The organism is Serratia sp. T13T92 (genome assembly GCF_047530105.1).
GTDB classification, from domain to species: Bacteria; Pseudomonadota; Gammaproteobacteria; order Enterobacterales; family Enterobacteriaceae; genus Chania; species Chania fonticola.
Window position 1 is genome coordinate 1 of the sequence record NZ_JBLJAK010000059.1, and the last position, 22,880, is coordinate 22,880.

Consider the following 22,880-nt stretch of genomic DNA (forward strand, 5'->3'; position numbering starts at 1 on the left):
AGCGACGTAGTCAGGTATAGTGAACGCTCTGTTTCCCACCACAAAAAGGGGGATTCAGTGCGAAGGTCAGGTAGGTTTCTGTAATTGATCGCGAACTCGATCGGTCCCCTCTCCCTGTGGGAGAGGGTTAGGGTGAGGGGCCTGCACGGTGCCGACACTTCACCCACTTAACTGCGTCAGATTGGGCAGGCGGCCAGCTTCTCTTCTTCCGACAGCGTATCCAGCTTGAGGATATTCAACATGCTGTTGGCGATCTCGCGTTCACCCATTACCACCTGATCGGCCCCCCGGTCGGAGATATACGAAACCTCATCGTCGTAATGAGCGCGGGCGATAATCTCCAGAGTAGGGCGCTTGGTGCGGGCCGAGGCCACGATCTCACCGGCTTCATAACCGTTGGGAATGGTCAGCAGCAGCCAGCGGGCGCAGTCAAGCCTTGCCAGCTCCATAATCTCAGGATTAGCCGCATTGCCTAACACCGCTTTGATCCCTTGAGCACGCAGGGCTTCAACCCGTGGGCGAGAGTTTTCTATCACCACCATCGAGACGCCTTCTTCGGTCAGCTTGGCCCCTAACAGGCTGCCAACCCGACCATAGCCCACAACGACGGCATGATTGCAGATATCGACCGGGATCTGCTTCTCTTCCTCCACCGCTTCTTCCAGGATCTGATCCTCGATGGTTTCCGTCTTGGCCAGATAGCGCTCCAGCAAGGTAAACAGCAGCGGGTTGAGCATGATTGACAGGATCGCCCCGGCCAGCACCAGATTGCGGCCATGCTGATCCATCATGCCCAGCGTGACCCCCAATCCGGCCAGGATAAAGGCGAATTCACCAATCTGCGCCAGGCTGGCGGAAATGGTCAGCGCGGTACGCTTGGAGTGGCCGAACATTTTGACCAGCGCGAAGGCCGCCACCGATTTACCAAACAGGATAATCGCCAGCGTTGCCAGCACCGCCAGCGGTTGGTTGATCAGGATCATCGGGTCGAACAGCATACCGACCGAGACAAAGAACAGCACCGCAAAGGCGTCCCGCAGCGGCAGCGTATCGTGCGCCGCCCGGTGGCTCAGTTCCGATTCGTTCAGCACCATACCGGCAAAGAAGGCACCCAGGGCAAATGAGACGTCAAACAGGCCGACAGCGCCGTAGGCAATACCCAGCGCCAGTGCCAACACTGCCAGCGTAAACAGCTCGCGCGAGCCGGTACTGGCGGTTTTTGCCAGGATCCAAGGCACTACTCGGCGGCCAACGATAATCATCAGCGCGATAAAGGCGATAACCTTGCCAATGGTGATGGCCAACTCGGTGAGCAGTTGCGTGGTGCTGGCGGTATCGCTGTTGAGCATATTGGCAAATGCTGGCAGCAGCACCAGGGCCAACACCATGGCCAAATCTTCGACAATCAGCCAGCCGATGGCGATCTGCCCGCGTTGGCTGTCGATCAGTTGCCGTTCTTCCAGGGCGCGCAGCAGTACCACGGTACTGGCGGTGGACAGACACAGGCCGAACACCAGGCCGGAAACCAAATCCCAGCCCATCAGTTTGGACAACCCCATCCCCAACACCGTCGCGACGGCGATTTGGGCAATGGCCCCGGGGATAGCGATATTTTTTACTGCGAGGAGATCTTTAAGCGAGAAATGGAGACCAACACCGAACATCAGCAGGATCACCCCAATCTCCGCGAGTTCCGGCGCTAACGAGGTATCAGCGACGAAACCGGGGGTAAACGGGCCGGCAAGTACGCCTGCGGCCAGATACCCTACCAACGGGGAGATGCGCAGGCGGTTTGCCAGCATTCCGAAGAGGAAGGCGAGTACTAACCCTCCAACAATAGTGGTGATCAAGGGTGTTGAATTATGCATCCATACTCCTCTGGTTGTGCTCACGGATGTTACGAAAGGATACATTTAGTTTATTGCATTTGTGTTTTCATTGCTTAGCTAATTTAGGGTTTTGTGTAAAAAACCAGACTATTCGTCTATTTTGGCAGAAGGAAGGAGAATTATGGCGTAATTAGCCGGATTAAATGGGGTTTGGGAGTAGATAACCCGGTTTAACTTCTGCGCTAAACCGGGGTAATGTCAGGGTTAATGCTGGTTGTGCTCCATATTTGGTAGCAATGCGGTGATAATGCCGATAAGCGGCAGGAATGCACAGATTTGATAAACCAGCTCGATGCTGGTCAAATCGGCGACATAACCAAGAACTGCCGCGCCTAACCCGCCCATACCGAAAGCAAAACCGAAGAATAGCCCGGAAACCATCCCCACTTTGCCGGGGATCAGCTCTTGCGCATACACCAGAATGGCCGAGAAAGCTGAGGCCAGAATAACCCCGATGATCACCGTCAAAATCCCGGTCCAGTAGAGAGAAGCATGGGGTAAAGCCAGGGTAAAGGGGGCAGCACCCAGGATGGAGCCCCAAATGACATATTTACGCCCGAATTTATCACCCAAAGGCCCGCCAATGATGGTTCCTGCTGCAACGGCAAACAGGAAGGCAAACAGATGGAATTGGGCATTCTGCACCGAAACGCCAAACTTATGTATGAGATAAAAGGTGTAATAGCTGCTAATGCTCGCCAAGTAGAAGTATTTGGAGAATATCAGCACTAGCAGGATGCCTAAGGAGAACGCAACGGTACGTTTTGGCAGCGTTTTGACCAAGGAAGCGGCTTTTGGCTTGTCTTGGGCTGCCCGATGTTGCTGCTGATACCATTTACTGACCTGCAACAAGACCACAATGGCCAGCAGCGCAGCCAGTGAGAACCAGGCGATATTGCCCTTGCCGTAGGGGGCGATAATCAGCGCGGCCAACAGCGGGCCGAGGGAGCTGCCGAAGTTGCCGCCCACCTGAAACAGCGACTGGGCCAAACCGTGCCGTCCACCGGATGCCATGCGCGCCACGCGGGATGACTCAGGATGGAATACGGAGGAACCGGTGCCCACCAAAGCGGCCGCCAGCAGCACCAGAGGGAAAGTGTTGGCCACCGAAAGCAGCAGCAATCCCGACAGGGTGAATCCCATGCCGATGGGTAGCGAATAAGGCTGCGGGTGCTTATCGGTGTAATAACCAATCAGCGGTTGTAGCAGCGATGCGGTGAGCTGATAGGTCAGGGTGATCATCCCGATCTGCACAAAGCTGAGGCTAAAATCGGCTTGCAAAATCGGGTAAATCGCCACGATCAGCGATTGCATCATATCGTTGAGCAGGTGAGAAACGCTGATAGCACCGAGAATAGAGAACGCCGTGCCTTTGGCCGCGCTGCTGGTTACCGGTGGAATATCCGTTTCACTACGGTCAGTCATATTATTATTAGCCTGGTAAGTGAGAGGAGAGAGCCGACATCTTATAACGTTCATCTTTCGTCCGACAACGGGGTAGCTGATTCTCTCTCGATCATTATGTGCTATCCAGATCGCCGATAAAATTCTGACCGGCCGTGCCTTTCTGACATAATTTGACGTATGTCCCAAAAATTTGAAATTTGTTGCAGTCGATTCGCGTTACAATTTCGTCCTCATCAAAAATACCCATTATTAACAATGGAGATCTGCCATGCGCTTTTCGCTTCACACCACCGCATGTGCGTTGGCTGTTTCCCTGACGTTGTTTTCAGGAACGGTCAGTGCCTGGGAAAAGGATAAAACCTACGATATCACCATCCTGCACACCAACGATCATCACGGCCATTTCTGGCAGAACGATCATGGTGAGTACGGCCTGGGGGCACAAAAGACGCTGGTGGACAGCATTCGTCAGGAAGTGGCGGCGAAAGGTGGCAGCGTGCTGCTGCTGTCCGGTGGGGACATTAATACCGGCGTACCAGAGTCGGATTTGCAGGATGCAGAACCCGATTTCCGTGGCATGACACTGATCGGTTACGACGCGATGGCGATCGGCAACCACGAATTTGACAACCCGCTCAGCGTGTTGCGCCAGCAGGAGAAGTGGGCTTCTTTCCCGCTACTGTCCGCCAACATTTATCAAAAAAGCACCCGGCAACGCTTGTTCAAGCCTTATGCCCTGTTTGAAAAGCAAGGGGTGAAGATTGCGGTGATCGGCCTGACCACCGATGACACCGCAAAAATCGGCAACCCGGAATACTTTACCGATATCGAATTCCGTGTCCCAGCGCAAGAAGCCAAGCAGGTGGTGGAACAACTGCGCAAAGATGAAAAGCCGGACGTGATTATCGCCGCCACCCACATGGGGCACTACGACGATGGTAACCATGGCTCCAACGCGCCGGGGGACGTAGAGATGGCACGTAGCCTGCCTGCGGGCTACCTGGATATGATTGTCGGTGGGCATTCGCAAGATCCGGTCTGTATGGCGAGTGAAAACCACAAACAGGTGGATTACGTACCGGGCACGCCTTGCGCGCCAGATCGCCAAAACGGTACCTGGATCGTCCAGGCTCATGAATGGGGTAAATACGTCGGTCGTGCCGACTTCCAGTTCCGCAACGGCGAGCTGAAACTGATGCATTACCAACTGATCCCGATCAACCTGAAGAAAAAGGTAGAGAAAGCCGACGGCACCAGCGAGCGGGTGTATTACACCCAGCAGATCCAGGAAGATCCGTCGATGATGAAGCTGCTGACGCCGTTCCAGGACAAGGGCAAGGCCCAGTTGGAAGTGAAGGTGGGCAGCGTCAACGGCAAACTGGAAGGGGATCGCAGTAAAGTCCGCTTCGTGCAGACCAACCTTTCGCGCGTGCTGCTAGCCGCGCAGATGGAGCGTGCCAACGCAGACTTCGCCGTGATGAGCGGTGGTGGCGTGCGTGACTCGATCGAGGCCGGTGATATCACCTATAAAAACGTGCTCAAGGTGCAGCCGTTTGGTAACACACTGGTGTATGTCGATATGAAAGGCAGCGAGGTTGAACCGTATCTGGCAGCGGTAGCCAACATGAAGGTGGATTCTGGTGCCTATGCGCAGTTCGCCAACGTCAGCCTGGTGGCGGACGGCAAAGGTGTTAGCGACGTCAAGATCAAGGGCGAACCTTTGCAGGCGGACAAGACCTATCGTATGGCGACGCTGAACTTCAACGCCCTGGGCGGCGACGGTTATCCGAAGATTGATACCCTGCCAAGCTACGTCAATACCGGCTTTATCGATGCGGAAGTGCTCAAGCAGTATATCGAGAAGCACTCACCGCTGGATGCGGCGGCGTACGAACCGAAGGGTGAAATAGTTTATAAGTAATTAAATATAAAGGCGGTTTTCTATCGATGACAGGATTGAAAACCGCCAGTTTTGGGCTTCATAAAAACTCTTCTGCAAAACCCCTGCAAAACTCTTCTGCAAAACGGTACAAAAAACAACCAGACTCACACCGCGATAACTGTCCAATTTTTGCCTCTGTCATCATTGTATTTGTCGGTCATTTGCTGGTTTTTATGACCAAGCAAAGACATGGTATCGATACCCTGATCACGATATAGGCGCTCGGAGAGTGACCGCTGTTCATGGAATGTTGGCGGCGTTCCCTTACTCCATTTCAACCCTGATTGATCCCTGGCTTTGCTAAATGTGGTTGTAATGCTCTTATCGCCAATCTGGCCGCCTCGCTTCGCGGTTGCCACGGTATGGTGATGGTGGAGTAGGTACGGGCTTACGATCCGATCCCGGCACTCCGCTATAACCTCGCGCAGACTCATGTTTATCGCATTGCATCGCAAGCTTAATGGTATGGCCAGACGAGCCCCCGTTTTCTCCTGCTCTACATGCAAATGATCGTCCCAAACATCAGCGAATTTCATGTTGGCGATATCTGAAAGACGCTGCCCGGTGACAATCGCCAGCAGCATAGCTCTGCGCAAATAAGGCTGGAATGATGCGGCGGTTTCGAAAATGGATTGCCATTCATCCAGATCGAGGCGTTGCCGCTGAACCTTGGCTTTTGGGTTTTTTGTTGCCTGGGCGGGGTTGTAACCAGGAGGGACTTCCCCGGCATGCTGGGCTTCCTTGTACACATCGATAATCACTCGACGAACAACCTGGGCCATGATGGCCTGTCCGCGCTCCTTGTACGGCTCCAGAATATCGGCAATGTCACGCACACTAATCTCTGCAAGCTGTTTGTTACCAATTTCTGATCGCATCACTTTTACTGGGTTCTTTTTCTGGTTCACAGTTGAGGCTTTGATTTCGCCAAGATGCAGGCGTTCCTCCTGAATTTTCCAGTAACGATCAAGCCATCCGCTAACTGAAATACCTTCGCCTAAGCTGCGGCTGATTTTGTCGCGAGCCATAAGCAGTTGGCTCATCTTCTGCTCAGCCAGCCGGGAGCTGGCCTCTGTAGCGATTGCTATCGCCGCCTCTTCATCGGTGCCTAGCCCATGAAACTTCCCTGTCACAGGGTGCTTGTAACGCCAGTAAACCTTTTTGGTTCTGGCGTCGGTATAGCACGATAGGCCCGGAATGGTGACGTTATACTTACGTGGTCGCGCCATCTTCAAGAATCCTCTTCAATCGTGGATCATCGTCTTTCTTCACTACCGGCTTGGCAGTCATACCAACAAACCTCGCTGTACGTTCTACCCGCCAGTACCGGCCAGCCTTAACTGGCTGGGGCGATATCATGCCATTTTTGGCGAACTTAATCAGTGTCGGATAACTCGGCACCGGCTCGTCAAACTCTTCTTTTGCCCAGTCAGTGATTTTCATTGTGCGAGACATCAGGCACCTCCTTTTTTCTGAAACCCGCCTTTATCACACTCTTGGCGATCGCTACGGGGTCGGCGTCGTCCAGTTCGAAATCCTCCCCGACCACGGCTTTCATCAGCTCATTCTGGAGAACGCTATCGTAGTTGCGCGGCCAGAAGTCCGTAGGCATACCGAACGAGTTGCAGTAGAAAAACGTGTCAATGGTGATCTGCGCCGCTTCCTCAGCGGTGCGTTCTGGCTGGCGATACCCAGCCTCCCAGATTGCGTCAGTGACCGCCGAGGGGTCGCCTTTGCCTGATTTGACTAGTTGAGCCAGGGCGAATACGTTGGTATCTGTCATCGAGCCATCTCCTGCAGCGCCACTTTATAGGCCCGCATCACAACCGGAGTTTTACCGGTTAGCACTGAGCGCATGATGAAAAAGCCGGTGTGTTTTGCTGTCACGTTCGTAAGGAATAGGGCGGTATCTACTACCCGGTTATGCTTACGGAACTCAAACACCGAGCTGGTGAACGTTAGGCTGGCTGTCACGCCGTGATCCTGGTAGTCGATTTTCATTTGATCACCTCGGCGCAGAGTTCAAAGGCGTTATCACGCAGCGGCATAATCACCAGGAACGGGGTGCCGTAGAGATGATCGGTCACCGGGTCTAAAATTAGTTGGCATGGGCCTGTTTTGCCGTAGGGCTTGAACTTGACCGGCCCAAATGCGCTGCCAAACATTAAGTGAGGTAACGCCAGCAGCCGGGCGGCAAACATCGGCATTTCGTCGCAAGGCTTACATTCTGCCGGTAGTAGCTTGCTGAAATCTGGGTAGCAGCATTCGACCAGTTCGAGCCGGTTGCAACCAATTCGCGTAGCCTGATTCTCGTCAATAGATACGTAGTGAATGGCAAGCCATCCATCATCAAACCTTTCGATGCAAGTACCCTCTGCCTCGGCAGGAATGTCGCCATGGACAATAAACACCGCGTCGATATCGGTTTTATCGCCATGCTCCATCATCACTGCTGCCCGCCCGTCAGTGGCTTTAATATGGGTAGGGGTGATATACACCCCGCGCAGGTACTCACGCGGCTCGTTTTCGTCGGCCACGCAGTGCAGGGCGGCCCGTAGAATATCGGTAGGGAACATCATTGCTTTGCCTCCGGCTCAATCTTGATAATTTCAGCGCTAATCAGCATGTCTTTCAGCCATTCACTGCCCCTAAACCCATCGTCATGACATTCCAGATCACCGAAATCGATTACCGCCATTTCTTCATTTTCACCTGTCTCATCGTTGAAGAAAGGAATGGTATCGAGCCTGTAATAAGCAGACTCAACAGCGGACTCAATTACACTGAGCCCGTTGGTATTACCGCCAATAACGATTTCTATTGTTGTGCGGTAGTGCCAGCGTCCAAACGTCAGACGAACGGTCTTATCAACCATGCGCCCACACATTGTGAGGTTAGGGTCAAAGTTCATGACCGAGTTTTGGTTGGCTGCTGTCATTATTTTTTCTCCCCAAACAGTGATTTCAAATCGATGCCATAGATCGCCATCCAAGCCGCAGCAGGCCACGCCTTAACGCTGCCGTAGCGCGGATCTGGCACATCGACAGCCTCTACGCCATTTTCACGACACCATTTGCGGAGTGGGGTAAACTTGTATTCGCCATTAGTCAGGTTCTCCACTTTGGTGATGGTCGCGTGTTTCACGCTTTCACCCAGGCGTTCTTCCAGATCTCGGCACTTGCGAGTGGCCGCACTGAGCTTCCCAAGGGCGGAGGCTTCACGCTTGCGGCTGATCTGCGATTTGGTGCGCACGGCGTGATCCGCTCGTTCCTTTTCGGCCAGACGACCTTTCTCTGACTCGAGAGCTATCTGGATGATTTCCAGCTTGGATAGTTCTACTGGCGCAGGTAGTGCCTTGGCGTCACGCTGGGTAAAGTAGAACTCGGTCAGGTCGTTGTAGTATTCCCATGCCCGATCGGTTTCTAGCATTTTCGCGTGGTTGGCAGCACCGCGCTCCGTCCAGAGCTTCAGGCGTGGTGTGCGTTTATCAACTACCCCTCTTAAAGAGGGTAAGTTCTTCAGGGACTGAAGCTCTTCACCCTCAACATCGAAATAGTGCTTACCTTCGATAAAGCGATTTTGGTTCCGTGAAAAGTTATTGCTGATCATTTTCTCAGTCGCACCATACCCCGCCGCCAGTTGCTCGGTGGTTGCCACACGCTGCCCGCGATACTCGATGATCTGCAGGTCTTTGGCCTCGACGGCCACCAGTTCAGTTTTTTTAGCCATTTGCTTTCCCCCTTAATGAAGATTCTTTTCCGGCACTGCTTCGCCTTCGATCATTGCCTTGGCACCTTCAATGAATACGTCGTCTATAAAGTCACGCATCCACGTAGTGCCTTCCTGTTCATTCCTGAACTCGTCCATCCGGTAAAATTGCATCACCGTGATGTAGCGATCCGCAGGGTGTTCCTCCAATAGCGGAGCCTCCAACTGGAACTTGAGCAACAGCTCGATAACCTCGCGGCTGATTTCCATGGTGACGTTTTCATGTTTGAAAATTTCCTGACCGTTGGGCCCGGTACCGAAACGCTCCTTGCAGTCAATCAGGTAACGCAGCGCAGCACAGGAGCGTAATTGCGTGGTGAGGCATTCAGCGAACTCCAGCAGTTCAGCCCTGGTCACCTCGTCGCCCGACTTCATGCGATTGATATTCAGCATCCATTGAGGCACCGGAACGCCGGTTCCTTTCAGGTAGTCTGCTAGTTGCTCTTCCGTCATTCCGTCAAACTTGCTCATGCTATTTCCCCGCTGGTGGTCTTGTTGATGTGGCTACCGAGCGCCTCGGCAACCCACTTAACTGCTTTTTCCGCTCCGGCCCGCGACTGGCGTTCCTTGATTTTCTGCTTCATTACCTCGCTACGAGCCGCCAGCGTCCTGCGCTTATCACAGCGATCCGCCCGGACGTCTGCCCAGTCGCGGTTGACCTCTTTCACTGCTACCGCGCTGGCCTGACGCCAGAACGTGGCGGCAAGGTCTAACTGGTCGGCCTTCTCGAACGTGACCGCCTGGTTAGCGTTGAGCATGTAGGGGCTAAGTTTCATTCGGCCCCCATTGCTGGCAGGCTATTGATGTGATCCCGGATTGACTCAGGCACCCCGTCCAAGATGGTGATCAACGCGCCCACTAGAGCCGTTTCGCTGTGGTCGAGGATTTCAGCCTCAAGCCACATATCAAGAACCGCTCTTGCCTGTTCTGCCCGGCACTGGGCGTCGATTAGTTGCATGGCTGATGATCCTCCTGTTCCGCCTGATCTTCTGCTCGGACGCACATGTCATAGATAACGCCAAGCAGCTCAGACTGTGCGCGCAGTTCGCCTTTATTTGCCGTGAGGCACATAGCGGCCTCTGCGAGAGTCGCAATCTTCGCCATTGCATCCAGAGCTGCGATATGCGCGATTGACCGTGGTGTAGTTGTGCTATTAGTTGCCATTAGTCACCACCTGCAGCAATGCGCTATCCGGATGCAGGAGCTTGTAGGCCACGGCATCGACAAATGCCTCTTCCATTGAGGTAGCGCCAAGCGGTGTTAATTTGCCACCACCGGTCAACATGGCATCGTATGAAATGGCGATTTGTTTCTGACCATCAGCAATACCGAATTCAGCGCGGATCATATCTTCGATATACACACGCATAACTTCCTCAATGCTTTTTTGTGAAACATCGACACGTACAGCCTTACGCCGCCGAGGAATAAGCACATCAGCCCACTTACCGCCATAATGGCGCTGGCAGAAATCCAAATAGGCGAGGGCTATACGCTGTCTATTCTTTTCAATTAAATTAATTTTATTTGACATGACTAATAACCTTCTTTCTTTATTCAGGCCGAGCGAACCCGTCAGCCTAATGACTGTTATTGAAATAGTTTGTATTACTTTATTTTTTTGCGACTGCCGATTTTTGCTCTCGCTGCTTTAATTCAAATTCAGCATTGCCCGCATTTTCAAACAGCGCTTGGCTATACTTCGCTAACTGCACAAGCAAATCACCGATAGGCACCAAATGCCCCTTGGCTTCTGTATCACCAAAACCATCAGAGTCCCCAGCGGTAATCATCAGGCTACCGATTGCACCAATGCCCTGTACCAATGCCCTGTGAGCATTTTCACTATCACGAGATAGTTCTTCTAATTTATTGTCAGATAATTTATTCATATCGTGAACTAGAGATTGCCAATAAACGTCCATTAACTTTCCTCCGATGGAGTTACTTCTTGACCTGTCAATTGGCGCTTTTTCAATTCTGTAGCTGCGTTATTGCTGTTTCGTGCCAACGCTTGCTCCATTCGTGGGAGGCTTCTAAGCACCGAGCCGATTAAAAGCAAATCTCGCTTAGCCTCGCTATCTGAGTACGTCTCACTTTCTTCAGCTTCTAGAAGCAAATTCCCAATAACACGCAATGCCGAATTGACACCACAGGCAGCGGCACCATAGGTATGCTCGATATCATGTAATTCTTTGCTGTCTACTGCTTTAAAATCATCAGCCACCAGTGCAAAGTAAATATCACGCATGATGCACCTCGCAATCAGGCAAGCATCCGGCCAGGGATAGCACGTAATCACGTACCAACTGGCGGCGGGCTTCTTTCTCGCTGCTGGCTTGTACACGCTGCATAACAGGGCGTGACTTTGGATCGCTACGTAAAACAGATGCAAATAGATAAATCTTTGTGCTATGCTTTTTCTCGATCATGTTAGTACCCTCGTAGGCATTGACGTTGATTAGGCTCTGGTTTCGTTGGCGCGGTTCCAGAGCCACCTCATTAAATGCAATATTAATTATCGTCCCTCCTGGATAACTCTCTCTTGCTCTTTCCTTATGGTTGCGACGTAATCAGAAGCAACCGTTAATACATCAGCTAAAATACTTTGCTCGTTAACCATATTTAGAAATAAAGCCGCATTTATCATCGCGTCAATGTTTATAACTGCATCTTCTGGCTTCAAAGATATGTTTTTGAATTGCTCACTCACCATCTTACTGGCTCCGTTTATCTTAAAATCAACGATTAATCACGCCACTTGAAGTTTTTAGGAAGACCGGAATTTTCAAAAGTCATTTGAAGGTTACGAAGCGTAGCCACTCCAGTATTCATATCGATATCAACAACAGTAAAACCATCTACTTTCTCGCCCAAAACATAGGTAATTGGATTATTAGGAATGGTGCTTTCATCCTCATCACACTTACTTTTGGTGCATTCAAAAGTCATTTCATTAACTCCGTTAGTGTCGATGAGTTAATGCTACGATACGTACATATTGGCGTCAACACAAAATGTACATTTAATTTCTGTGAGTGTACAATGTGTATGATAAATATAGTTTTTAATTTTAATTACAAGGAGGGGGGAGTTGCGGATATAGGCAAAAAAAAGCCGCAATTTATGCGGCTATGGTTTTAATCAAATGTTTCTTCGGGCCACTGGGCCTTAACGACCTTTCCAATGATCCGGCAGTTTTCGTCAAATGGAATGCTTTGATAGCGAGGATTGGGGTTTAGTGGCTCAAGCCAGGGTTTTCCATCTTCCCGCGTGAATTTCTTGAATGTCACCTCAGAGTCGTTGAAGATACCGGCAACACAAAAATCACCTGGTTCGACATCCTCTGCTGGGTCAACCAGAATCAGCATACCCTCTGGAAAGCTTGGTTTAACGCCGGGTGAGGCAGTCATTGAATGGCCCTCAACAGTAAGCCAGAACGCCAAGTTACTAGCTTTTTTTACGGTTGCAATGCTTCCGTTGGAGTCCCTTTCTGTGTAGCCATCAACGGCACTAAACTCCCCAGCCTGTACCGAAGTGAACAGCGGGTACTCATATTGTATCTTTACTGGAGGCGCTGACATGTCCTCATCAACAGTGAAGGTGCCATCTGGATTTATGGTGGCGTTCGAAATACCTAAGATTTGAAACATAGCCCCAACCTCAGCTAGGGATGGGTTTCTCCTGCCATTGAGCCAGTGACCCATCGCTCCTGAAGTCACGTTCATTTTTTCAGCGAGTTCAGCCTGAGTCATCTTCAGTGCCGCAATCCTAGTTTTAGCTAGTTCGTGCCAGTGTCTTTTCATAGGTCAAATACTACATCCTGTATGATTTTATTCAATGCACAATATGTACACTTATATTGCAAATGTAAACTACATAATGTACATTTACCTCATCTAATTCGTGAGGTGAAACATGAGCAATCTTCGAGATATCCGGGAAAAACTAAAGGTAACGCAAAAAAAGCTTGCAGCAGACATAGGCCACTCTCCTAGCTCCGTTGGTCATTACGAGGCAGGACGCAGGAGCCCAGACATTTCAACGTGTCACTTAATTGTTACCGCGCTAGGTAAGTACGGGGAAACATTAACTATCGAAGATGTTTTTCCTAACCCTTCCATCCTCGAGCCTGCCCATGAATCATCTCGGGCCTAATGGATGCGGTGGGAATGATGAGCCGCGATCCGGTCGTCCAGCTTGACCGCCATTACACCGACAAGCGCGGCGTGGTGGTGCGTGTCATTGCGTACGACCGGCCAAACCAACAAGTCATTTTTATGCGCCCAGGGTATGAACATGAATGCATGTTACCTCTGTGGCAGGTAGAGAAACATTTCACGAGGGCTGATGAATGAGCCAGCTGTTGCAGCTAATGGATCGGCCTGTTGCTTTCCAGCGTTCCTTTGTCCGTTTGGGCGTCGGTGTTACCGGTGCGCTTCTGTTGTCGCAGATGGTGTATTGGCATAACCGCACTGATGGAGATTGGTTCTACAAAACACAGGCAGAGCTGGAAGATGAAACAGGGTTAACTCGCTATGAGCAAGAGGGTGCCCGCAAGAAATTATTGAGCGCAGGGGTGCTTGAAGAAGTGAAAAAAGGCATCCCGGCCAAGCTGTATTTCCGGGTGAACGAAGCAGCTTTGCAGGCCCTCCTTTTGCCTGAAATTCAAGCACAACCAAGTAAGCGTAATACCTGCAAGCAAGGATGCGGAAATTCCGCATCCAGTGATGTGGAAAACCAGCAGGCAGGTATGGGGTTTTATCCCGAGCCGGTGTGTGGAAATCCCGCATCCATTCATACAGTAGATTACACAGAGACTACTACAGAGATCACTACAGAGAATAAAACCCTTGGTGCACAGGCTGACGCCGGTACACCTGCCAAGCCAAAAAAACAGGCGAGTGATTATTCAGATGAATTCGAACATGCCTGGTCAGAGTATCCACGCCGGGAAGGCAGTAACCCCAAGAACAAGGCCTATCAGGCGTGGAGTGCTCGTATTCGGGAGGGGGTGGGTGCCGACACCATGTTGGCGGGCCTGCGCCGATACGCTCAATTCTGCAAAGCCAAGGGGCAGGTAGGCACGAGTTTCGTCATGCAGGGAACTCGCTTCTTTGGCCCCGGACAGGAGTTTGAGGCGGATTGGAAAATCCAACAATCCGGCTTTGGCTGCGGGCGTCCACAGATCGGTAATTTCGAAGCCCAAGACTACGGCGAATCTAACTTCAACTGGTAAATCTGCGAGGCGAAAATGTTTAATTTTGAACGCACCCAAGAGCGAAACAAATTGAAGGCCCGGCAGGAAGAGCTGGCGGCAGAGCTAGCATTTTCTGTGGATGGGATCGCGCCATTCCACTACGAAAGGTGGCCGATGAGCACTCAAACCATGGATTGTGCCACCCACGGTGAATACCAGGAGCACACACTGACCGGGACAGAGTATCGCGGTAAAGCCGGTGAAAAGCGTTCCCTGTGCCCAAAATGCCTGCAGGTCAAGCTGCAAGAGGTGGAGGACGCCATCCGGCAGAACCACGTTAACGGCTTGCTTGGTGATGCCGGTATTGCACCACGCTTCCAACACTGTGAGTTTTCCAACTACCAGCCAGTAACCGACGCCGCCGCGAAGAACTTGGCAGGCTGCCAGCGTTACACGCAGGGTTGGCCGAAGATTTTCGCCGCAGGAACGGGATTGGTTATGACCGGCAGTTGCGGCACAGGCAAAAACCATTTGGCTGTTTCGATGGCAAAACAAATTATCCGTGACCACTTGGCCGAGGTGCTAATCACCGATGTTATGCGTCTAACCCGCGCAGTGAAAAGCACTTGGCGCAAAGACGCCGAACGTACCGAGGCGGATGTGCTGGATATGTATTCAACCGTGGATCTGCTGATTATCGATGAGGTTGGTGTGCAATTCGGGACGCCCGCAGAGCTGGCTATCCTGCAGGAGATCGTCAATGCGCGATATGAAAATATTTTGCCGACAATCCTGATTAGTAACCTCACATTCGAGCAACTGAAAGCGTTTATCGGTGAACGTATCGTAGACCGCGTTACCGATGGTGGCAGCAACCGCTTGGTATTCGACTGGGAGAGCTACCGCAGCAACAAGGCGGGCGTAGCAGCATGACTCACGAAGAAGCCGAAAGCGCAGTCATTGGCGGTCTGCTATTGCGCGAGGGTGATGGCGTATGCCTTGAGGTGCTAGCGACACTGACGCCGGAGGCATTCTCTACACGCCAATACCGCGAAATGTATCAGGTGATCAAGCGTCTCGTTTTAACGGGCGCAGAGGTCACGCCGTTTATCGTTGCCGACAAGTTAGGGCCGGAGTATTCGCCAATCGCTGCGACCACCTCAAGCCAGGCATGGGCTCGGGCAGGATTGACAAGTTATGCCGACATAGTGAAGCGCAATCACTTTATCCGGCAGGCAGAGCAGATGATTGCTGACACGCTGGAAGGCATTAAAACCTCTCGTTCTGGTGATGATGCTATCGAGGTTATCAAGCAGTTACAGGGCAGCATTCAGCAACTGAGTATGGGCGATGATAGCCGTGTTGCTGTGCATATCGATGACTTAATCACAGGCATCACTGAGCGTCTTGATACCCGAATGTCCGGCAAGGAGGAAGGGAGGAACATCCTGACAGGTATAGAAGAACTGGATGGTATTACAGGCGGGCTCGAACCAACGGATTTAGTCCTGCTTGCCGCCCGTCCATCGGTCGGTAAAACAGAATTCGCCTTGAACCTGATTGAAAAAATCACCGATCACGGCGGTGGCGTGCTGATGTTCAGTATGGAAATGGCCGCAATCCAGATCGCAGAACGGCAAGTAGCCGGTGCTGGTGGCTTCTCGACAACCAAGTTTAAAAAGCCCCAGGAACTGGAAGATGAAGACTGGGCGCGCATATCTGATGGTATTGGACGCATGACAGGGCGATCGATTTGGATTATCGACGCCAACGACATGAGCGCGGATCAGATTTGTTCTGATGCCGAACGGATGAAGCGCGAACACCCAGAGTTAGTGGCCGTGTTTGTTGATTACATGGGGTTGGTCAAGTTAAACGATCGGCAGCGCCATGACATAGCGGTGGGTGAGGTGTCTCGCAGCCTGAAACGGCTGGCCATGCGCAACAAAACGCCGGTAGTGGCGTTGAGCCAGTTATCGCGAGGCGTGGAACAGCGACCAAATAAACGGCCTGTAAACGCAGATTTAAAGGACTCTGGCAGCATTGAGGCAGATGCCGATTTAATCATGATGCTCTATCGCGACGAGCTGTATCACGAGAACAGCCCCGCCAAAGGGATAGCGGAAATTAACGTTACAAAAAACCGGAATGGGCCTCTGGGAACAATTTACCGCCAGTTCCGTTACGGTCATTTTTTGCCAATAGACCAGGCGGAAGCAGAGCGACTCAGTAAGCCACAGCCAGCAATCAAAGCAGGTCGCAGCTACGCAAAGAGGGATCGGTAATGAAACTCACCCCAGAAGATGAGCACACCATCGAGCAGTACATTCGGTTGGCTCACGGTGGCTATACCGGACACGTCGGGATCTGGATGGAACGGCTTGAATTGTTACACATGGCGCACAGCAAGCTGATTGTCAAAATGGCGCTGGTAACAGCGAGATATGAGTCTAAGGGGGCAGATAATGCGTGATATTCAATTGGTACTTGAACGGTATGGCGCATGGGCGGCCAATGAAGGTGCAGGTGTGGGTTATTCGCCGATCGCTGGTGGGTTTAAAGGGCTGTTACCGGCATCAGGAAAATCTCGGCCCAGTTGCTGTGACGATGATGGACTTATTATTAATTCAGCTGTGGCTTGCCTCAAGAAAAAAGACCCGTACCTTTGCACGTTACTGGAGTGGAATTATGTTCTCCGCATACCGGTGCGTACTATTGGTGACAAGTTGGGTATTTCCCACACGCAGGTATTGAAGCGGCTACAGGCGGCAGAGGGCTTTATTGACGGCTGTCTCGCGACGCTGAATGTGCCGCTTGAAATGGATCGGTATTGCCAGAAAGAGAACATCTATCCACCCGCAATAAAAAAGCTTGTGGAATTCCAAAAGGCTGGTTAATCTGATAAGAGTGGTTACTTCGCCACACCGCTTACCATCGAAACCCTGCCAATAATACGGCGGGGTTTTTGCGTTTTAGGGGATCGCCAATGTCACAACAGGTAACCGAGCAACTAACCTTCAGACCAGCAAGCGAACTACCGACAGCAGACCTCGACGGCAAAAGTGTGCTGGTGCTCAATCCCTGCGATGGGTGGCATGAAGGACACATTCGGGCATTTGAAGAAGACGGCGAGGTTTACCACATTGGTATTCACACCTGGTTGATGGAAGAAATGATCCCGCATGATTTCTACGTCGCCTGGGCATTACTGCCAAACAGCTTGGAGTTGAGCGAGAAATTCGAAGCAGAGAAATATCGTGAATTGTAAAGAGATATCAATGGGTATTGTGCGGTTCTCCTCACTGCATTAGTATTCGCGCTTCGGCCCTTTAGCTCAGTTGGTTAGAGCAGTCGGCTCATAACTGATTGGTCGCTGGTTCAAGTCCAGCAAGGGCCACCAAAGCGGTCATCGTATAATGGCTATTACCTCAGCCTTCCAAGCTGATGATGCGGGTTCGATTCCCGCTGACCGCTCCAGAACAATCGAATGAGCACTTGCTGGCTTGTATAGGGAATGATGTCGGGTCATCTCAGTGGTGAGTGCTCAACCGATTATTCTGGCGTATCAGAAGGGCGTATTCTATTTTTTGACACGCACAGTCGATCCCTTTGTCGGGTTTGTGAATGCGCCCCTCGATGTGAAGTGACGGCAGGGAAAGACCTGCACCTATTCAAGCCCTGGCCTAATCGTTGGGGCTTTTTGCTAATTGAACCAAACCATATTGAAAAACAAAAAAGCTGACAAAATCGCCAGAGTGGAAACCAAAAACAGTAATGTTAGCCATTCACGCATGATTTTTCCTAGTGCTATCTATCGCATTGTTTAAAGAAAAAAATGCCCTAAGCAACTAGAGTTGTTCAGGGCCAGGCGTTCAGAAAGGCATGTTGTTATTGTTGGTTGGCATGCCACCAACTTCAGGATGGGTGTCTATAATTACACTGCTGCCGATTTGAATGCAAAAAAACCACCACCCTCCGTCTAGGGTGGTGGGCGTCAATATGACCAACACCAGGGAATCGGCACCATGTCAGATGGAGTATCTGTTTCATCATGGAATTGATGAGCATAATTAATGATTTAATAAAAAAAAGCAATACTGTACGCATGGTCAAATAGGTAAAAATCAACAAAACTTAGGGCTGCGCTGATGCGTGGCCTTTTCTTTAACTGGATCACCTCTTGAGGAAATGCACATGCAGAACGAACCGTATTTCTACAATCCTGGCATGACGCCTGAACAGCTTGAAGACTGGCTCAGTCAGCAAAAATTGCACCTGAGCCATTACAATCGGTTGGTTTCAGAAAGAGCCACCTTGATCAAGCGACTCACGGAAGTGGACCACGATTTAGAGCGATACGCACCTACATTGAAGCCAGAAAAGTTGAGTTTTCCTTGGGAGCCCAGTCCTCTTCTGGAAGTTCTTCAAAAATAAAGGCTGCTTCTGGAAGGTTAGCTGCATTGAGTAAATGCTTTGCTTCTTCTGGCACTCTATTGATCCTAAGCTCGTCTTGGATCACGAACAAACACTCTTCCAGTGAAAGCTTTTTAATATCAATGAGTTTCCATTTTTTTTTTGTGAAAATAAGGTGATATAAGGCATCCTTGCCATCTAGAGGCTGAAATATCGTTGCGTACTGCAGGCGGTGTTTGTAGAGGATCATCTCTAATACGAACAGTTGCGCAGTTCGGTTTCTGGCTCGATTGCCCTCGAGGTTACCATTGTTAAAATCTAAAAGGCTAACGCCGTGGTTATGGCAAACCCGTGATTTGATGGCATGCCATAAATTATGAATCGAGCTCATTAAGTTCCCCTTTTAGTTGATTTAAACATCACCAAGATACCACCACTGCCTGAGATAGAAAATAATCAGGCTCGCAAGGCTCACTCAAGTGAGCTTTTTTTATTTCTGACGCCCAGCGGGGTAAGGACATATGCAAATGCCTGATAAAAGCCCTGATTTCTGGGCACCAATTTTCGCATGGCTGATATCAGTCAAAGAGCAGGGGATCGCCGCCTTACTGGCTGGCGCAATGGCTTATCTTCGCGGCAAGTACGAAGGGGATGGTAACTGGAAATCCCTATTCGATGCGCTGATGTGCTCGATCTTCGGTTGGTTTATCAAAGACGGGTTATCAGTGATCGGCGTTGGCCCTGATTGGTCATATTTCGCCAGCGTAATCATCGGTTATCTGGGTACCAGGTATTTCGGCGGTCGGATAAAGGATCTAGCCGATAGAAAGACAGGGGCAATCAAATGAACATTAGCGCCAACGGCATTGCACTGATCAAACAGTTTGAGGGGTGCAAATTAAAAGCCTACCAAGATAGCGTCGGCGTCTGGACGATCGGCTATGGCTGGACTCAAGCGGTAGATGGTAAGCAGATCAAAGCAGGTATGACCATTGACCAAGCCACTGCCGACCGGTTGTTGAAATGCGGCGTTGTTCAATATGAGCAGGGTGTAAACCAGCTTGTGAAAACAACGATTAATCAACAGCAATTTGATGCCCTGGTCAGCTTTGCCTATAACCTCGGAACGCGATCGCTAAGCACATCCACACTACTGAAAAAACTCAATGCTGGTGATAAGCAGGGCGCGGCCAATGAGTTCGGCAAGTGGGTTAATGCTGGTGGCGCAAGGCTGAATGGCTTAGTTAAGCGCCGAGCCGCAGAACGGGAGCTGTTCCTATCATGACAAAATTCACGCGCTACAGCCTTATTGGCGCACTGATGGTTTAGCTTTGTTAATTCTGTACTGACAAGCCGACTTGATAAAGCACAGTTAGAAAACAGGGTGCTGCTGGCTGAAGTCGAAGGCCGAGATAGAACGATAACTGCGCTGGTTGACGCTGCTGGTGCTGACCGATGCGCCACCGAGGAGCAATTACGGATAGAACAGCAACTGAGGACGAAAGCTGATGCTGAAAACAGAACGTTACGCCAGGCGCTGGAGTCGAGCGACTGTAGCAATCAGCGCCTGCCTGATTCTGCTCTCGATATCCTGCGCCGAAAAGCCTAAGCCCGCACCGGCCCCTCAGATTATCTACGTGTACCCGCCAGCGGTATATACGCAGCTATGCGAGAAAACCCCATTCACCGGCACCACGTTCGGCGACGCCGTCATGGCATTACAGGTGGCACAGAACGAGCTGGGCGTGTGCGCGTCCCGTATTGAGGGGCTGATTAAGTGGCAACGTGAAAATGCGGGGAAATAAATAAAAAGGAGTCGAAATGACGCTAACGAAAGAACAAAAGGCGCTTTTCGATGCCCTGACCGCGTTACAGAAAAAGTTTGTTACCTGCCTGATCAGCGGTGACCGCCAGGCGGATGCATACCGTAACGCAGGTGGGAAAGCCAAGGGCGACGGCGTCCATTCCAAAGCGGCCACCATGGTAAGAAATGGTAACGTTCAAGCCTTCCTCCACTCCGTCCAGTACGAAGCCGTTAACGAAGCCATCATGACCCGCACGGAAGCCCTGGAACGATTATCTGTGATGGGCCGCGCTCGCGTCCGTGACTTGGTGGATTTCTCAGAGCACAAGATCGGCGTTGATGCTGATACTGGCGCAGAGATTATTCAGGCCGCCTGGCGCTTCAAGGATTCGGTGAAACAACACCCGGAACTGCTGGACGCAATCGCAGAGGTCACCGCTGGCAAAGAGGGCATCAAGTTAAAGCTGCACGACTCACGCGGAGCCATCAAGCAGATCGGCGAAATGCAAGGCTGGGAGGCACCGAAGAAAACCGAGGTTAGTGGCCCTGGCGGCGGAGCAATCCAAACCGAGACAGTCAGCATGACACCGGAAGAAGCCGCAGAGGCATACAAGAATATGATGGGATGAAGTTGGCAGAAATAGCCGGTTCATTCAATTTTAATGCTATGCAAAATTGGCCGCTTTTATGCATCGTTTATGCAGTCCGTTTCCCGCTGTTTCGCTACGAACATATTCATAAACAAGCCGCTTAAAGCCTTGCACGGTCGAGTTGTATCACGTCGGTGCGCGAAATGGTGTTTATGTTAAAAAGTCCCAATTTTCTCTCATTTTTACAGAGTAGTCAGTTATGCCTATTCCGTTCCCGTTCGACTTCAAGAACCCTGATTATCAAATGGTGTTCGAGTGGCGCATGGAGAGATTACAGCGCATTCGCACTAATCCTGAAATGCTGCCCGCTCTCCGGGCGTTCTACCGTGACAACCCTGCTCAGTTCATTATTGACTGGGGCATGACCACCGACCCGCGCAACCTGGACTACGGGCTGCCGGTATCCATTCCGTTTCTACTGTTCCCCAAACAGGAAGAGTGGGTTCACTGGATCATGGACCGCCGTCGCAATATGGAGAACGGGCTGACGGACAAAAGCCGTGAAATGGGCCTGAGCTGGGTATCAGTCGGCCTGAGCGCCACGCTATGCCTTTTCAATAAAGAGATGGTGATAGGGTTCGGCTCGCGCAAAGAAGAGTACGTGGACAGCACAGGCGACCCTAAAGCGCTGTTCTGGAAGGCCCGTAAGTTTATTGCCACGCTGCCGGTTGAGTTTCGCGGATCGTGGGACGAGAAGAAACACGCCCCATACATGCGCGTAGAGTTCCCTGATAGCGGCTCAATCATCAAGGGTGAGGCTGGTGACAACATCGGGCGCGGTGACCGCTCCACTATGTACTTTGTGGACGAGAGCGCCTTCTTGCAGCGGCCACTACTGATAGACGCTTCCCTATCGCAAACCACGCGCTGCCGTATCGATCTGTCATCGGTCAACGGTATGAACAACCCTTTCGCGCAGAAACGCCACAGTGGCAACATTCCCGTATTCACGTTTCACTGGCGCAGCGATCCGCGCAAGGATGATGAGTGGTACGCGAAAGAATGCCAAAAAATCGATAACCCGGTGATTGTGGCGCAGGAACTAGACCTCAACTACAGCGCCTCAGCTGAAGGTGTTCTGATCCCGTCTGAATGGGTGCAGGCTGCTGTCGATGCACATATCAAACTAGGTATCCTGCCGACTGGCCAGCGCCTGGGTGCGATGGATGTGGCGGACGAGGGCCGAGATAAAAACGCCTTCTCCACCCGCCATGGCTTCCTTCTTGAAAACGTCCGTGAATGGTCTGGCGTTGGCAGCGACATCTACCAGTCTGTCGAGAAAGTTTTCGGCTTCTGCGAGGCTGATAATCTTGAAGAATTCCGCTTCGATGAGGACGGCCTGGGAGCTGGTGTTCGTGGTGATGCTAGGGCTATCAACGAATTGCGAAAAGTTGCACAACGCCCATCGATTCTTGCTACTCCATTTCGCGGCAGCGGGGCGGTGTTCGATCCTGATGATGAGGCGGTGCGCGGCGATAACGGGCAAGCGGCACGACTGAACAAGGATTTCTTTGCCAGGGCAAAGCCGCAAAGCTGGTGGCATTTACGCAAGCTATTCCAGAACACCTATCGTGCGGTTGTTGAGGGTATGCCCTACAACGCGGATGAAATCATCTCCATCAGCAGCAAAATGGAAAACAAAGACAAACTCATTATTGAGCTTTCACAACCGACTTATTCGTAAGCGTCGTTAAATCCCCACAGTGTTCGGTCGTGGGGTTTAAGGTAGGGTGATTTTCCAGGGCAGCAGCGTGTCCCAGTCGATGGCGTCGTCCGGCGATTTCAGCGCCGTCAGCAACGCATGCAG

The 22,880-nt window shown here is 51.3% G+C and carries 36 protein-coding genes and 2 tRNA genes; 17 read left to right on the forward strand and 21 right to left on the reverse strand.

Annotation, left to right across the window (positions count from 1 at the left end):
• Nucleotides 1–176 precede the first annotated feature (176 nt).
• Nucleotides 177–1,868, reverse strand: coding sequence for a YbaL family putative K(+) efflux transporter (gene ybaL, locus ACMV5I_RS26870; protein WP_414825670.1), 1,692 nt, complete (start codon nt 1,866–1,868; stop codon nt 177–179).
• A 225-nt stretch (nt 1,869–2,093) separates the two neighbouring features.
• Complete coding sequence (locus ACMV5I_RS26875) at nt 2,094–3,314, reverse strand: MFS transporter (RefSeq protein WP_414825671.1); 1,221 nt, start codon at nt 3,312–3,314, stop codon at nt 2,094–2,096.
• 250 nt (nt 3,315–3,564) lie between these two features.
• Here ACMV5I_RS26875 and ushA point away from each other — a divergent pair, with 250 nt between their 5' ends.
• On the forward strand, nt 3,565–5,217 hold the full coding sequence (ushA, locus tag ACMV5I_RS26880) for a bifunctional UDP-sugar hydrolase/5'-nucleotidase UshA (protein ID WP_414825672.1): 1,653 nt from the start codon (nt 3,565–3,567) through the stop codon (nt 5,215–5,217).
• Nucleotides 5,218–5,342: 125 nt separating this feature from the next.
• On the opposite strand, the gene ACMV5I_RS26885 is transcribed toward ushA, so the two are convergent.
• The 18 genes from ACMV5I_RS26885 to ACMV5I_RS26970 all read right to left on the reverse strand — a co-directional run bounded on the left by ACMV5I_RS26885 (nt 5,343) and on the right by ACMV5I_RS26970 (nt 12,812).
• The gene (locus ACMV5I_RS26885; protein WP_414825673.1) at nt 5,343–6,467 is read right to left on the reverse strand and encodes a phage integrase Arm DNA-binding domain-containing protein; all 1,125 of its coding nucleotides are present in this window, start codon (nt 6,465–6,467) and stop codon (nt 5,343–5,345) included.
• Nucleotides 6,451–6,693 (reverse strand): excisionase, encoded by a 243-nt coding sequence (locus ACMV5I_RS26890; RefSeq protein WP_025122276.1) that lies wholly within the window; start codon nt 6,691–6,693, stop codon nt 6,451–6,453. The genes ACMV5I_RS26885 and ACMV5I_RS26890 overlap by 17 nt, the downstream gene beginning before the upstream one ends.
• Nucleotides 6,668–7,021, reverse strand: a complete 354-nt coding sequence (locus tag ACMV5I_RS26895) for a hypothetical protein (protein WP_414825674.1) — start codon at nt 7,019–7,021, stop codon at nt 6,668–6,670. The genes ACMV5I_RS26890 and ACMV5I_RS26895 overlap by 26 nt, the downstream gene beginning before the upstream one ends.
• Nucleotides 7,018–7,239, reverse strand: coding sequence for a hypothetical protein (locus ACMV5I_RS26900; RefSeq protein ID WP_414825675.1), 222 nt, complete (start codon nt 7,237–7,239; stop codon nt 7,018–7,020). The genes ACMV5I_RS26895 and ACMV5I_RS26900 overlap by 4 nt, the downstream gene beginning before the upstream one ends.
• Complete coding sequence (locus tag ACMV5I_RS26905) at nt 7,236–7,817, reverse strand: hypothetical protein (RefSeq protein ID WP_414825676.1); 582 nt, start codon at nt 7,815–7,817, stop codon at nt 7,236–7,238. Before ACMV5I_RS26905 ends, ACMV5I_RS26900 begins: the two co-directional genes overlap by 4 nt.
• Entirely contained in the window at nt 7,814–8,176 is a 363-nt protein-coding gene (locus tag ACMV5I_RS26910) for a DUF5406 family protein (protein WP_223537630.1), read from the reverse strand. The genes ACMV5I_RS26905 and ACMV5I_RS26910 overlap by 4 nt, the downstream gene beginning before the upstream one ends.
• A complete protein-coding gene (locus tag ACMV5I_RS26915; RefSeq protein ID WP_414825677.1) occupies nt 8,176–8,967 on the reverse strand; it encodes an ORF6N domain-containing protein in 792 nt (263 codons plus the stop codon). The genes ACMV5I_RS26910 and ACMV5I_RS26915 overlap by 1 nt, the downstream gene beginning before the upstream one ends.
• A 12-nt stretch (nt 8,968–8,979) precedes the next feature.
• On the reverse strand, nt 8,980–9,477 hold the full coding sequence (locus ACMV5I_RS26920; RefSeq protein ID WP_414825678.1) for a hypothetical protein: 498 nt from the start codon (nt 9,475–9,477) through the stop codon (nt 8,980–8,982).
• Nucleotides 9,474–9,782, reverse strand: a complete 309-nt coding sequence (locus ACMV5I_RS26925; RefSeq protein ID WP_414825679.1) for an ANR family transcriptional regulator — start codon at nt 9,780–9,782, stop codon at nt 9,474–9,476. The genes ACMV5I_RS26920 and ACMV5I_RS26925 overlap by 4 nt, the downstream gene beginning before the upstream one ends.
• Nucleotides 9,779–9,964 (reverse strand): hypothetical protein, encoded by a 186-nt coding sequence (locus tag ACMV5I_RS26930; RefSeq protein ID WP_414825680.1) that lies wholly within the window; start codon nt 9,962–9,964, stop codon nt 9,779–9,781. The genes ACMV5I_RS26925 and ACMV5I_RS26930 overlap by 4 nt, the downstream gene beginning before the upstream one ends.
• On the reverse strand, nt 9,955–10,170 hold the full coding sequence (locus ACMV5I_RS26935; protein ID WP_414825681.1) for a hypothetical protein: 216 nt from the start codon (nt 10,168–10,170) through the stop codon (nt 9,955–9,957). Before ACMV5I_RS26935 ends, ACMV5I_RS26930 begins: the two co-directional genes overlap by 10 nt.
• Complete coding sequence (locus tag ACMV5I_RS26940) at nt 10,160–10,540, reverse strand: hypothetical protein (protein ID WP_414825682.1); 381 nt, start codon at nt 10,538–10,540, stop codon at nt 10,160–10,162. Before ACMV5I_RS26940 ends, ACMV5I_RS26935 begins: the two co-directional genes overlap by 11 nt.
• 79 nt (nt 10,541–10,619) lie before the next feature.
• Nucleotides 10,620–10,931, reverse strand: coding sequence for a hypothetical protein (locus ACMV5I_RS26945; RefSeq protein ID WP_414825683.1), 312 nt, complete (start codon nt 10,929–10,931; stop codon nt 10,620–10,622).
• On the reverse strand, nt 10,931–11,257 hold the full coding sequence (locus ACMV5I_RS26950; protein ID WP_414825684.1) for a hypothetical protein: 327 nt from the start codon (nt 11,255–11,257) through the stop codon (nt 10,931–10,933). Before ACMV5I_RS26950 ends, ACMV5I_RS26945 begins: the two co-directional genes overlap by 1 nt.
• On the reverse strand, nt 11,250–11,438 hold the full coding sequence (locus tag ACMV5I_RS26955; RefSeq protein WP_414825685.1) for a host cell division inhibitor Icd-like protein: 189 nt from the start codon (nt 11,436–11,438) through the stop codon (nt 11,250–11,252). Before ACMV5I_RS26955 ends, ACMV5I_RS26950 begins: the two co-directional genes overlap by 8 nt.
• Before the next feature lie 86 nt (nt 11,439–11,524).
• Nucleotides 11,525–11,722 (reverse strand): hypothetical protein, encoded by a 198-nt coding sequence (locus ACMV5I_RS26960; RefSeq protein WP_161739644.1) that lies wholly within the window; start codon nt 11,720–11,722, stop codon nt 11,525–11,527.
• Between the two features lie 32 nt (nt 11,723–11,754).
• Nucleotides 11,755–11,958: a hypothetical protein gene (locus tag ACMV5I_RS26965; protein ID WP_161739643.1), complete on the reverse strand. Its 204-nt coding sequence runs from the start codon at nt 11,956–11,958 to the stop codon at nt 11,755–11,757.
• Between the two features lie 188 nt (nt 11,959–12,146).
• Nucleotides 12,147–12,812 carry a LexA family protein gene (locus ACMV5I_RS26970; protein WP_161739642.1) on the reverse strand — a complete coding sequence of 222 codons (666 nt, stop codon included), beginning with the start codon at nt 12,810–12,812 and terminating at the stop codon, nt 12,147–12,149.
• A gap of 112 nt (nt 12,813–12,924) precedes the next feature.
• Here ACMV5I_RS26970 and ACMV5I_RS26975 point away from each other — a divergent pair, with 112 nt between their 5' ends.
• The 10 genes from ACMV5I_RS26975 to ACMV5I_RS27020 all read left to right on the forward strand — a co-directional run bounded on the left by ACMV5I_RS26975 (nt 12,925) and on the right by ACMV5I_RS27020 (nt 17,683).
• Complete coding sequence (locus tag ACMV5I_RS26975) at nt 12,925–13,164, forward strand: helix-turn-helix transcriptional regulator (protein WP_414825686.1); 240 nt, start codon at nt 12,925–12,927, stop codon at nt 13,162–13,164.
• A gap of 14 nt (nt 13,165–13,178) precedes the next feature.
• On the forward strand, nt 13,179–13,364 hold the full coding sequence (locus ACMV5I_RS26980; protein ID WP_414825687.1) for a DUF4222 domain-containing protein: 186 nt from the start codon (nt 13,179–13,181) through the stop codon (nt 13,362–13,364).
• Nucleotides 13,361–14,245, forward strand: coding sequence for a hypothetical protein (locus ACMV5I_RS26985; RefSeq protein WP_414825688.1), 885 nt, complete (start codon nt 13,361–13,363; stop codon nt 14,243–14,245). The genes ACMV5I_RS26980 and ACMV5I_RS26985 overlap by 4 nt, the downstream gene beginning before the upstream one ends.
• A gap of 15 nt (nt 14,246–14,260) precedes the next feature.
• Nucleotides 14,261–15,139: an ATP-binding protein gene (locus ACMV5I_RS26990; RefSeq protein ID WP_414825689.1), complete on the forward strand. Its 879-nt coding sequence runs from the start codon at nt 14,261–14,263 to the stop codon at nt 15,137–15,139.
• Nucleotides 15,136–16,491, forward strand: coding sequence for a replicative DNA helicase (locus ACMV5I_RS26995; protein ID WP_414825690.1), 1,356 nt, complete (start codon nt 15,136–15,138; stop codon nt 16,489–16,491). The genes ACMV5I_RS26990 and ACMV5I_RS26995 overlap by 4 nt, the downstream gene beginning before the upstream one ends.
• Complete coding sequence (locus ACMV5I_RS27000; RefSeq protein WP_414825691.1) at nt 16,491–16,679, forward strand: hypothetical protein; 189 nt, start codon at nt 16,491–16,493, stop codon at nt 16,677–16,679. The genes ACMV5I_RS26995 and ACMV5I_RS27000 overlap by 1 nt, the downstream gene beginning before the upstream one ends.
• Complete coding sequence (locus tag ACMV5I_RS27005) at nt 16,672–17,103, forward strand: antiterminator Q family protein (RefSeq protein WP_115158652.1); 432 nt, start codon at nt 16,672–16,674, stop codon at nt 17,101–17,103. Before ACMV5I_RS27000 ends, ACMV5I_RS27005 begins: the two co-directional genes overlap by 8 nt.
• Nucleotides 17,104–17,192: 89 nt before the next feature.
• The gene (locus ACMV5I_RS27010) at nt 17,193–17,474 is read left to right on the forward strand and encodes a hypothetical protein (protein WP_115158653.1); all 282 of its coding nucleotides are present in this window, start codon (nt 17,193–17,195) and stop codon (nt 17,472–17,474) included.
• 55 nt (nt 17,475–17,529) lie between these two features.
• A tRNA-Ile gene (locus ACMV5I_RS27015) sits at nt 17,530–17,606 on the forward strand.
• A gap of 2 nt (nt 17,607–17,608) precedes the next feature.
• Nucleotides 17,609–17,683, forward strand: a tRNA-Gly gene (locus tag ACMV5I_RS27020).
• 886 nt (nt 17,684–18,569) lie between these two features.
• Here ACMV5I_RS27020 and ACMV5I_RS27025 read toward each other — a convergent pair.
• Entirely contained in the window at nt 18,570–19,010 is a 441-nt protein-coding gene (locus ACMV5I_RS27025) for a hypothetical protein (RefSeq protein ID WP_414825692.1), read from the reverse strand.
• A 136-nt stretch (nt 19,011–19,146) separates the two neighbouring features.
• Between ACMV5I_RS27025 and ACMV5I_RS27030 the strand changes: the two genes are divergently transcribed.
• The 6 genes from ACMV5I_RS27030 to ACMV5I_RS27055 all read left to right on the forward strand — a co-directional run bounded on the left by ACMV5I_RS27030 (nt 19,147) and on the right by ACMV5I_RS27055 (nt 22,757).
• Nucleotides 19,147–19,467, forward strand: a complete 321-nt coding sequence (locus ACMV5I_RS27030; RefSeq protein ID WP_414825693.1) for a phage holin, lambda family — start codon at nt 19,147–19,149, stop codon at nt 19,465–19,467.
• Nucleotides 19,464–19,904 carry a lysozyme gene (locus tag ACMV5I_RS27035; RefSeq protein WP_414825694.1) on the forward strand — a complete coding sequence of 147 codons (441 nt, stop codon included), beginning with the start codon at nt 19,464–19,466 and terminating at the stop codon, nt 19,902–19,904. The genes ACMV5I_RS27030 and ACMV5I_RS27035 overlap by 4 nt, the downstream gene beginning before the upstream one ends.
• A 99-nt stretch (nt 19,905–20,003) precedes the next feature.
• Complete coding sequence (locus ACMV5I_RS27040; RefSeq protein ID WP_414825695.1) at nt 20,004–20,228, forward strand: DUF2570 family protein; 225 nt, start codon at nt 20,004–20,006, stop codon at nt 20,226–20,228.
• The gene (gene lysC, locus ACMV5I_RS27045) at nt 20,128–20,424 is read left to right on the forward strand and encodes an Rz1-like lysis system protein LysC (protein ID WP_414825696.1); all 297 of its coding nucleotides are present in this window, start codon (nt 20,128–20,130) and stop codon (nt 20,422–20,424) included. Before ACMV5I_RS27040 ends, lysC begins: the two co-directional genes overlap by 101 nt.
• 16 nt (nt 20,425–20,440) lie before the next feature.
• Nucleotides 20,441–21,052: a terminase small subunit gene (locus ACMV5I_RS27050; protein WP_414825697.1), complete on the forward strand. Its 612-nt coding sequence runs from the start codon at nt 20,441–20,443 to the stop codon at nt 21,050–21,052.
• A gap of 220 nt (nt 21,053–21,272) precedes the next feature.
• The gene (locus ACMV5I_RS27055; protein WP_414825698.1) at nt 21,273–22,757 is read left to right on the forward strand and encodes a TerL protein; all 1,485 of its coding nucleotides are present in this window, start codon (nt 21,273–21,275) and stop codon (nt 22,755–22,757) included.
• Nucleotides 22,758–22,880: the final 123 nt, after the last annotated feature.

Excerpts from the sequence above, each read along its gene's own strand:
- ybaL (WP_414825670.1), bottom strand. The coding sequence starts at position 1,868 with ATGCATAATTCAACACCCTTGATCACCACTATTGTTGGAGGGTTAGTA.
- ACMV5I_RS26875 (WP_414825671.1), bottom strand. The coding sequence starts at position 3,314 with ATGACTGACCGTAGTGAAACGGATATTCCACCGGTAACCAGCAGCGCG.
- ushA (WP_414825672.1), top strand. The coding sequence starts at position 3,565 with ATGCGCTTTTCGCTTCACACCACCGCATGTGCGTTGGCTGTTTCCCTG.
- ACMV5I_RS26885 (WP_414825673.1), bottom strand. The coding sequence starts at position 6,467 with ATGGCGCGACCACGTAAGTATAACGTCACCATTCCGGGCCTATCGTGC.
- ACMV5I_RS26890 (WP_025122276.1), bottom strand. The coding sequence starts at position 6,693 with ATGTCTCGCACAATGAAAATCACTGACTGGGCAAAAGAAGAGTTTGAC.
- ACMV5I_RS26895 (WP_414825674.1), bottom strand. The coding sequence starts at position 7,021 with ATGACAGATACCAACGTATTCGCCCTGGCTCAACTAGTCAAATCAGGC.
- ACMV5I_RS26900 (WP_414825675.1), bottom strand. The coding sequence starts at position 7,239 with ATGAAAATCGACTACCAGGATCACGGCGTGACAGCCAGCCTAACGTTC.
- ACMV5I_RS26905 (WP_414825676.1), bottom strand. The coding sequence starts at position 7,817 with ATGATGTTCCCTACCGATATTCTACGGGCCGCCCTGCACTGCGTGGCC.
- ACMV5I_RS26910 (WP_223537630.1), bottom strand. The coding sequence starts at position 8,176 with ATGACAGCAGCCAACCAAAACTCGGTCATGAACTTTGACCCTAACCTC.
- ACMV5I_RS26915 (WP_414825677.1), bottom strand. The coding sequence starts at position 8,967 with ATGGCTAAAAAAACTGAACTGGTGGCCGTCGAGGCCAAAGACCTGCAG.
- ACMV5I_RS26920 (WP_414825678.1), bottom strand. The coding sequence starts at position 9,477 with ATGAGCAAGTTTGACGGAATGACGGAAGAGCAACTAGCAGACTACCTG.
- ACMV5I_RS26925 (WP_414825679.1), bottom strand. The coding sequence starts at position 9,782 with ATGAAACTTAGCCCCTACATGCTCAACGCTAACCAGGCGGTCACGTTC.
- ACMV5I_RS26930 (WP_414825680.1), bottom strand. The coding sequence starts at position 9,964 with ATGCAACTAATCGACGCCCAGTGCCGGGCAGAACAGGCAAGAGCGGTT.
- ACMV5I_RS26935 (WP_414825681.1), bottom strand. The coding sequence starts at position 10,170 with ATGGCAACTAATAGCACAACTACACCACGGTCAATCGCGCATATCGCA.
- ACMV5I_RS26940 (WP_414825682.1), bottom strand. The coding sequence starts at position 10,540 with ATGTCAAATAAAATTAATTTAATTGAAAAGAATAGACAGCGTATAGCC.
- ACMV5I_RS26945 (WP_414825683.1), bottom strand. The coding sequence starts at position 10,931 with ATGGACGTTTATTGGCAATCTCTAGTTCACGATATGAATAAATTATCT.
- ACMV5I_RS26950 (WP_414825684.1), bottom strand. The coding sequence starts at position 11,257 with ATGCGTGATATTTACTTTGCACTGGTGGCTGATGATTTTAAAGCAGTA.
- ACMV5I_RS26955 (WP_414825685.1), bottom strand. The coding sequence starts at position 11,438 with ATGATCGAGAAAAAGCATAGCACAAAGATTTATCTATTTGCATCTGTT.
- ACMV5I_RS26960 (WP_161739644.1), bottom strand. The coding sequence starts at position 11,722 with ATGGTGAGTGAGCAATTCAAAAACATATCTTTGAAGCCAGAAGATGCA.
- ACMV5I_RS26965 (WP_161739643.1), bottom strand. The coding sequence starts at position 11,958 with ATGACTTTTGAATGCACCAAAAGTAAGTGTGATGAGGATGAAAGCACC.
- ACMV5I_RS26970 (WP_161739642.1), bottom strand. The coding sequence starts at position 12,812 with ATGAAAAGACACTGGCACGAACTAGCTAAAACTAGGATTGCGGCACTG.
- ACMV5I_RS26975 (WP_414825686.1), top strand. The coding sequence starts at position 12,925 with ATGAGCAATCTTCGAGATATCCGGGAAAAACTAAAGGTAACGCAAAAA.
- ACMV5I_RS26980 (WP_414825687.1), top strand. The coding sequence starts at position 13,179 with ATGATGAGCCGCGATCCGGTCGTCCAGCTTGACCGCCATTACACCGAC.
- ACMV5I_RS26985 (WP_414825688.1), top strand. The coding sequence starts at position 13,361 with ATGAGCCAGCTGTTGCAGCTAATGGATCGGCCTGTTGCTTTCCAGCGT.
- ACMV5I_RS26990 (WP_414825689.1), top strand. The coding sequence starts at position 14,261 with ATGTTTAATTTTGAACGCACCCAAGAGCGAAACAAATTGAAGGCCCGG.
- ACMV5I_RS26995 (WP_414825690.1), top strand. The coding sequence starts at position 15,136 with ATGACTCACGAAGAAGCCGAAAGCGCAGTCATTGGCGGTCTGCTATTG.
- ACMV5I_RS27000 (WP_414825691.1), top strand. The coding sequence starts at position 16,491 with ATGAAACTCACCCCAGAAGATGAGCACACCATCGAGCAGTACATTCGG.
- ACMV5I_RS27005 (WP_115158652.1), top strand. The coding sequence starts at position 16,672 with ATGCGTGATATTCAATTGGTACTTGAACGGTATGGCGCATGGGCGGCC.
- ACMV5I_RS27010 (WP_115158653.1), top strand. The coding sequence starts at position 17,193 with ATGTCACAACAGGTAACCGAGCAACTAACCTTCAGACCAGCAAGCGAA.
- ACMV5I_RS27025 (WP_414825692.1), bottom strand. The coding sequence starts at position 19,010 with ATGAGCTCGATTCATAATTTATGGCATGCCATCAAATCACGGGTTTGC.
- ACMV5I_RS27030 (WP_414825693.1), top strand. The coding sequence starts at position 19,147 with ATGCCTGATAAAAGCCCTGATTTCTGGGCACCAATTTTCGCATGGCTG.
- ACMV5I_RS27035 (WP_414825694.1), top strand. The coding sequence starts at position 19,464 with ATGAACATTAGCGCCAACGGCATTGCACTGATCAAACAGTTTGAGGGG.
- lysC (WP_414825696.1), top strand. The coding sequence starts at position 20,128 with ATGCTGAAAACAGAACGTTACGCCAGGCGCTGGAGTCGAGCGACTGTA.
- ACMV5I_RS27050 (WP_414825697.1), top strand. The coding sequence starts at position 20,441 with ATGACGCTAACGAAAGAACAAAAGGCGCTTTTCGATGCCCTGACCGCG.
- ACMV5I_RS27055 (WP_414825698.1), top strand. The coding sequence starts at position 21,273 with ATGCCTATTCCGTTCCCGTTCGACTTCAAGAACCCTGATTATCAAATG.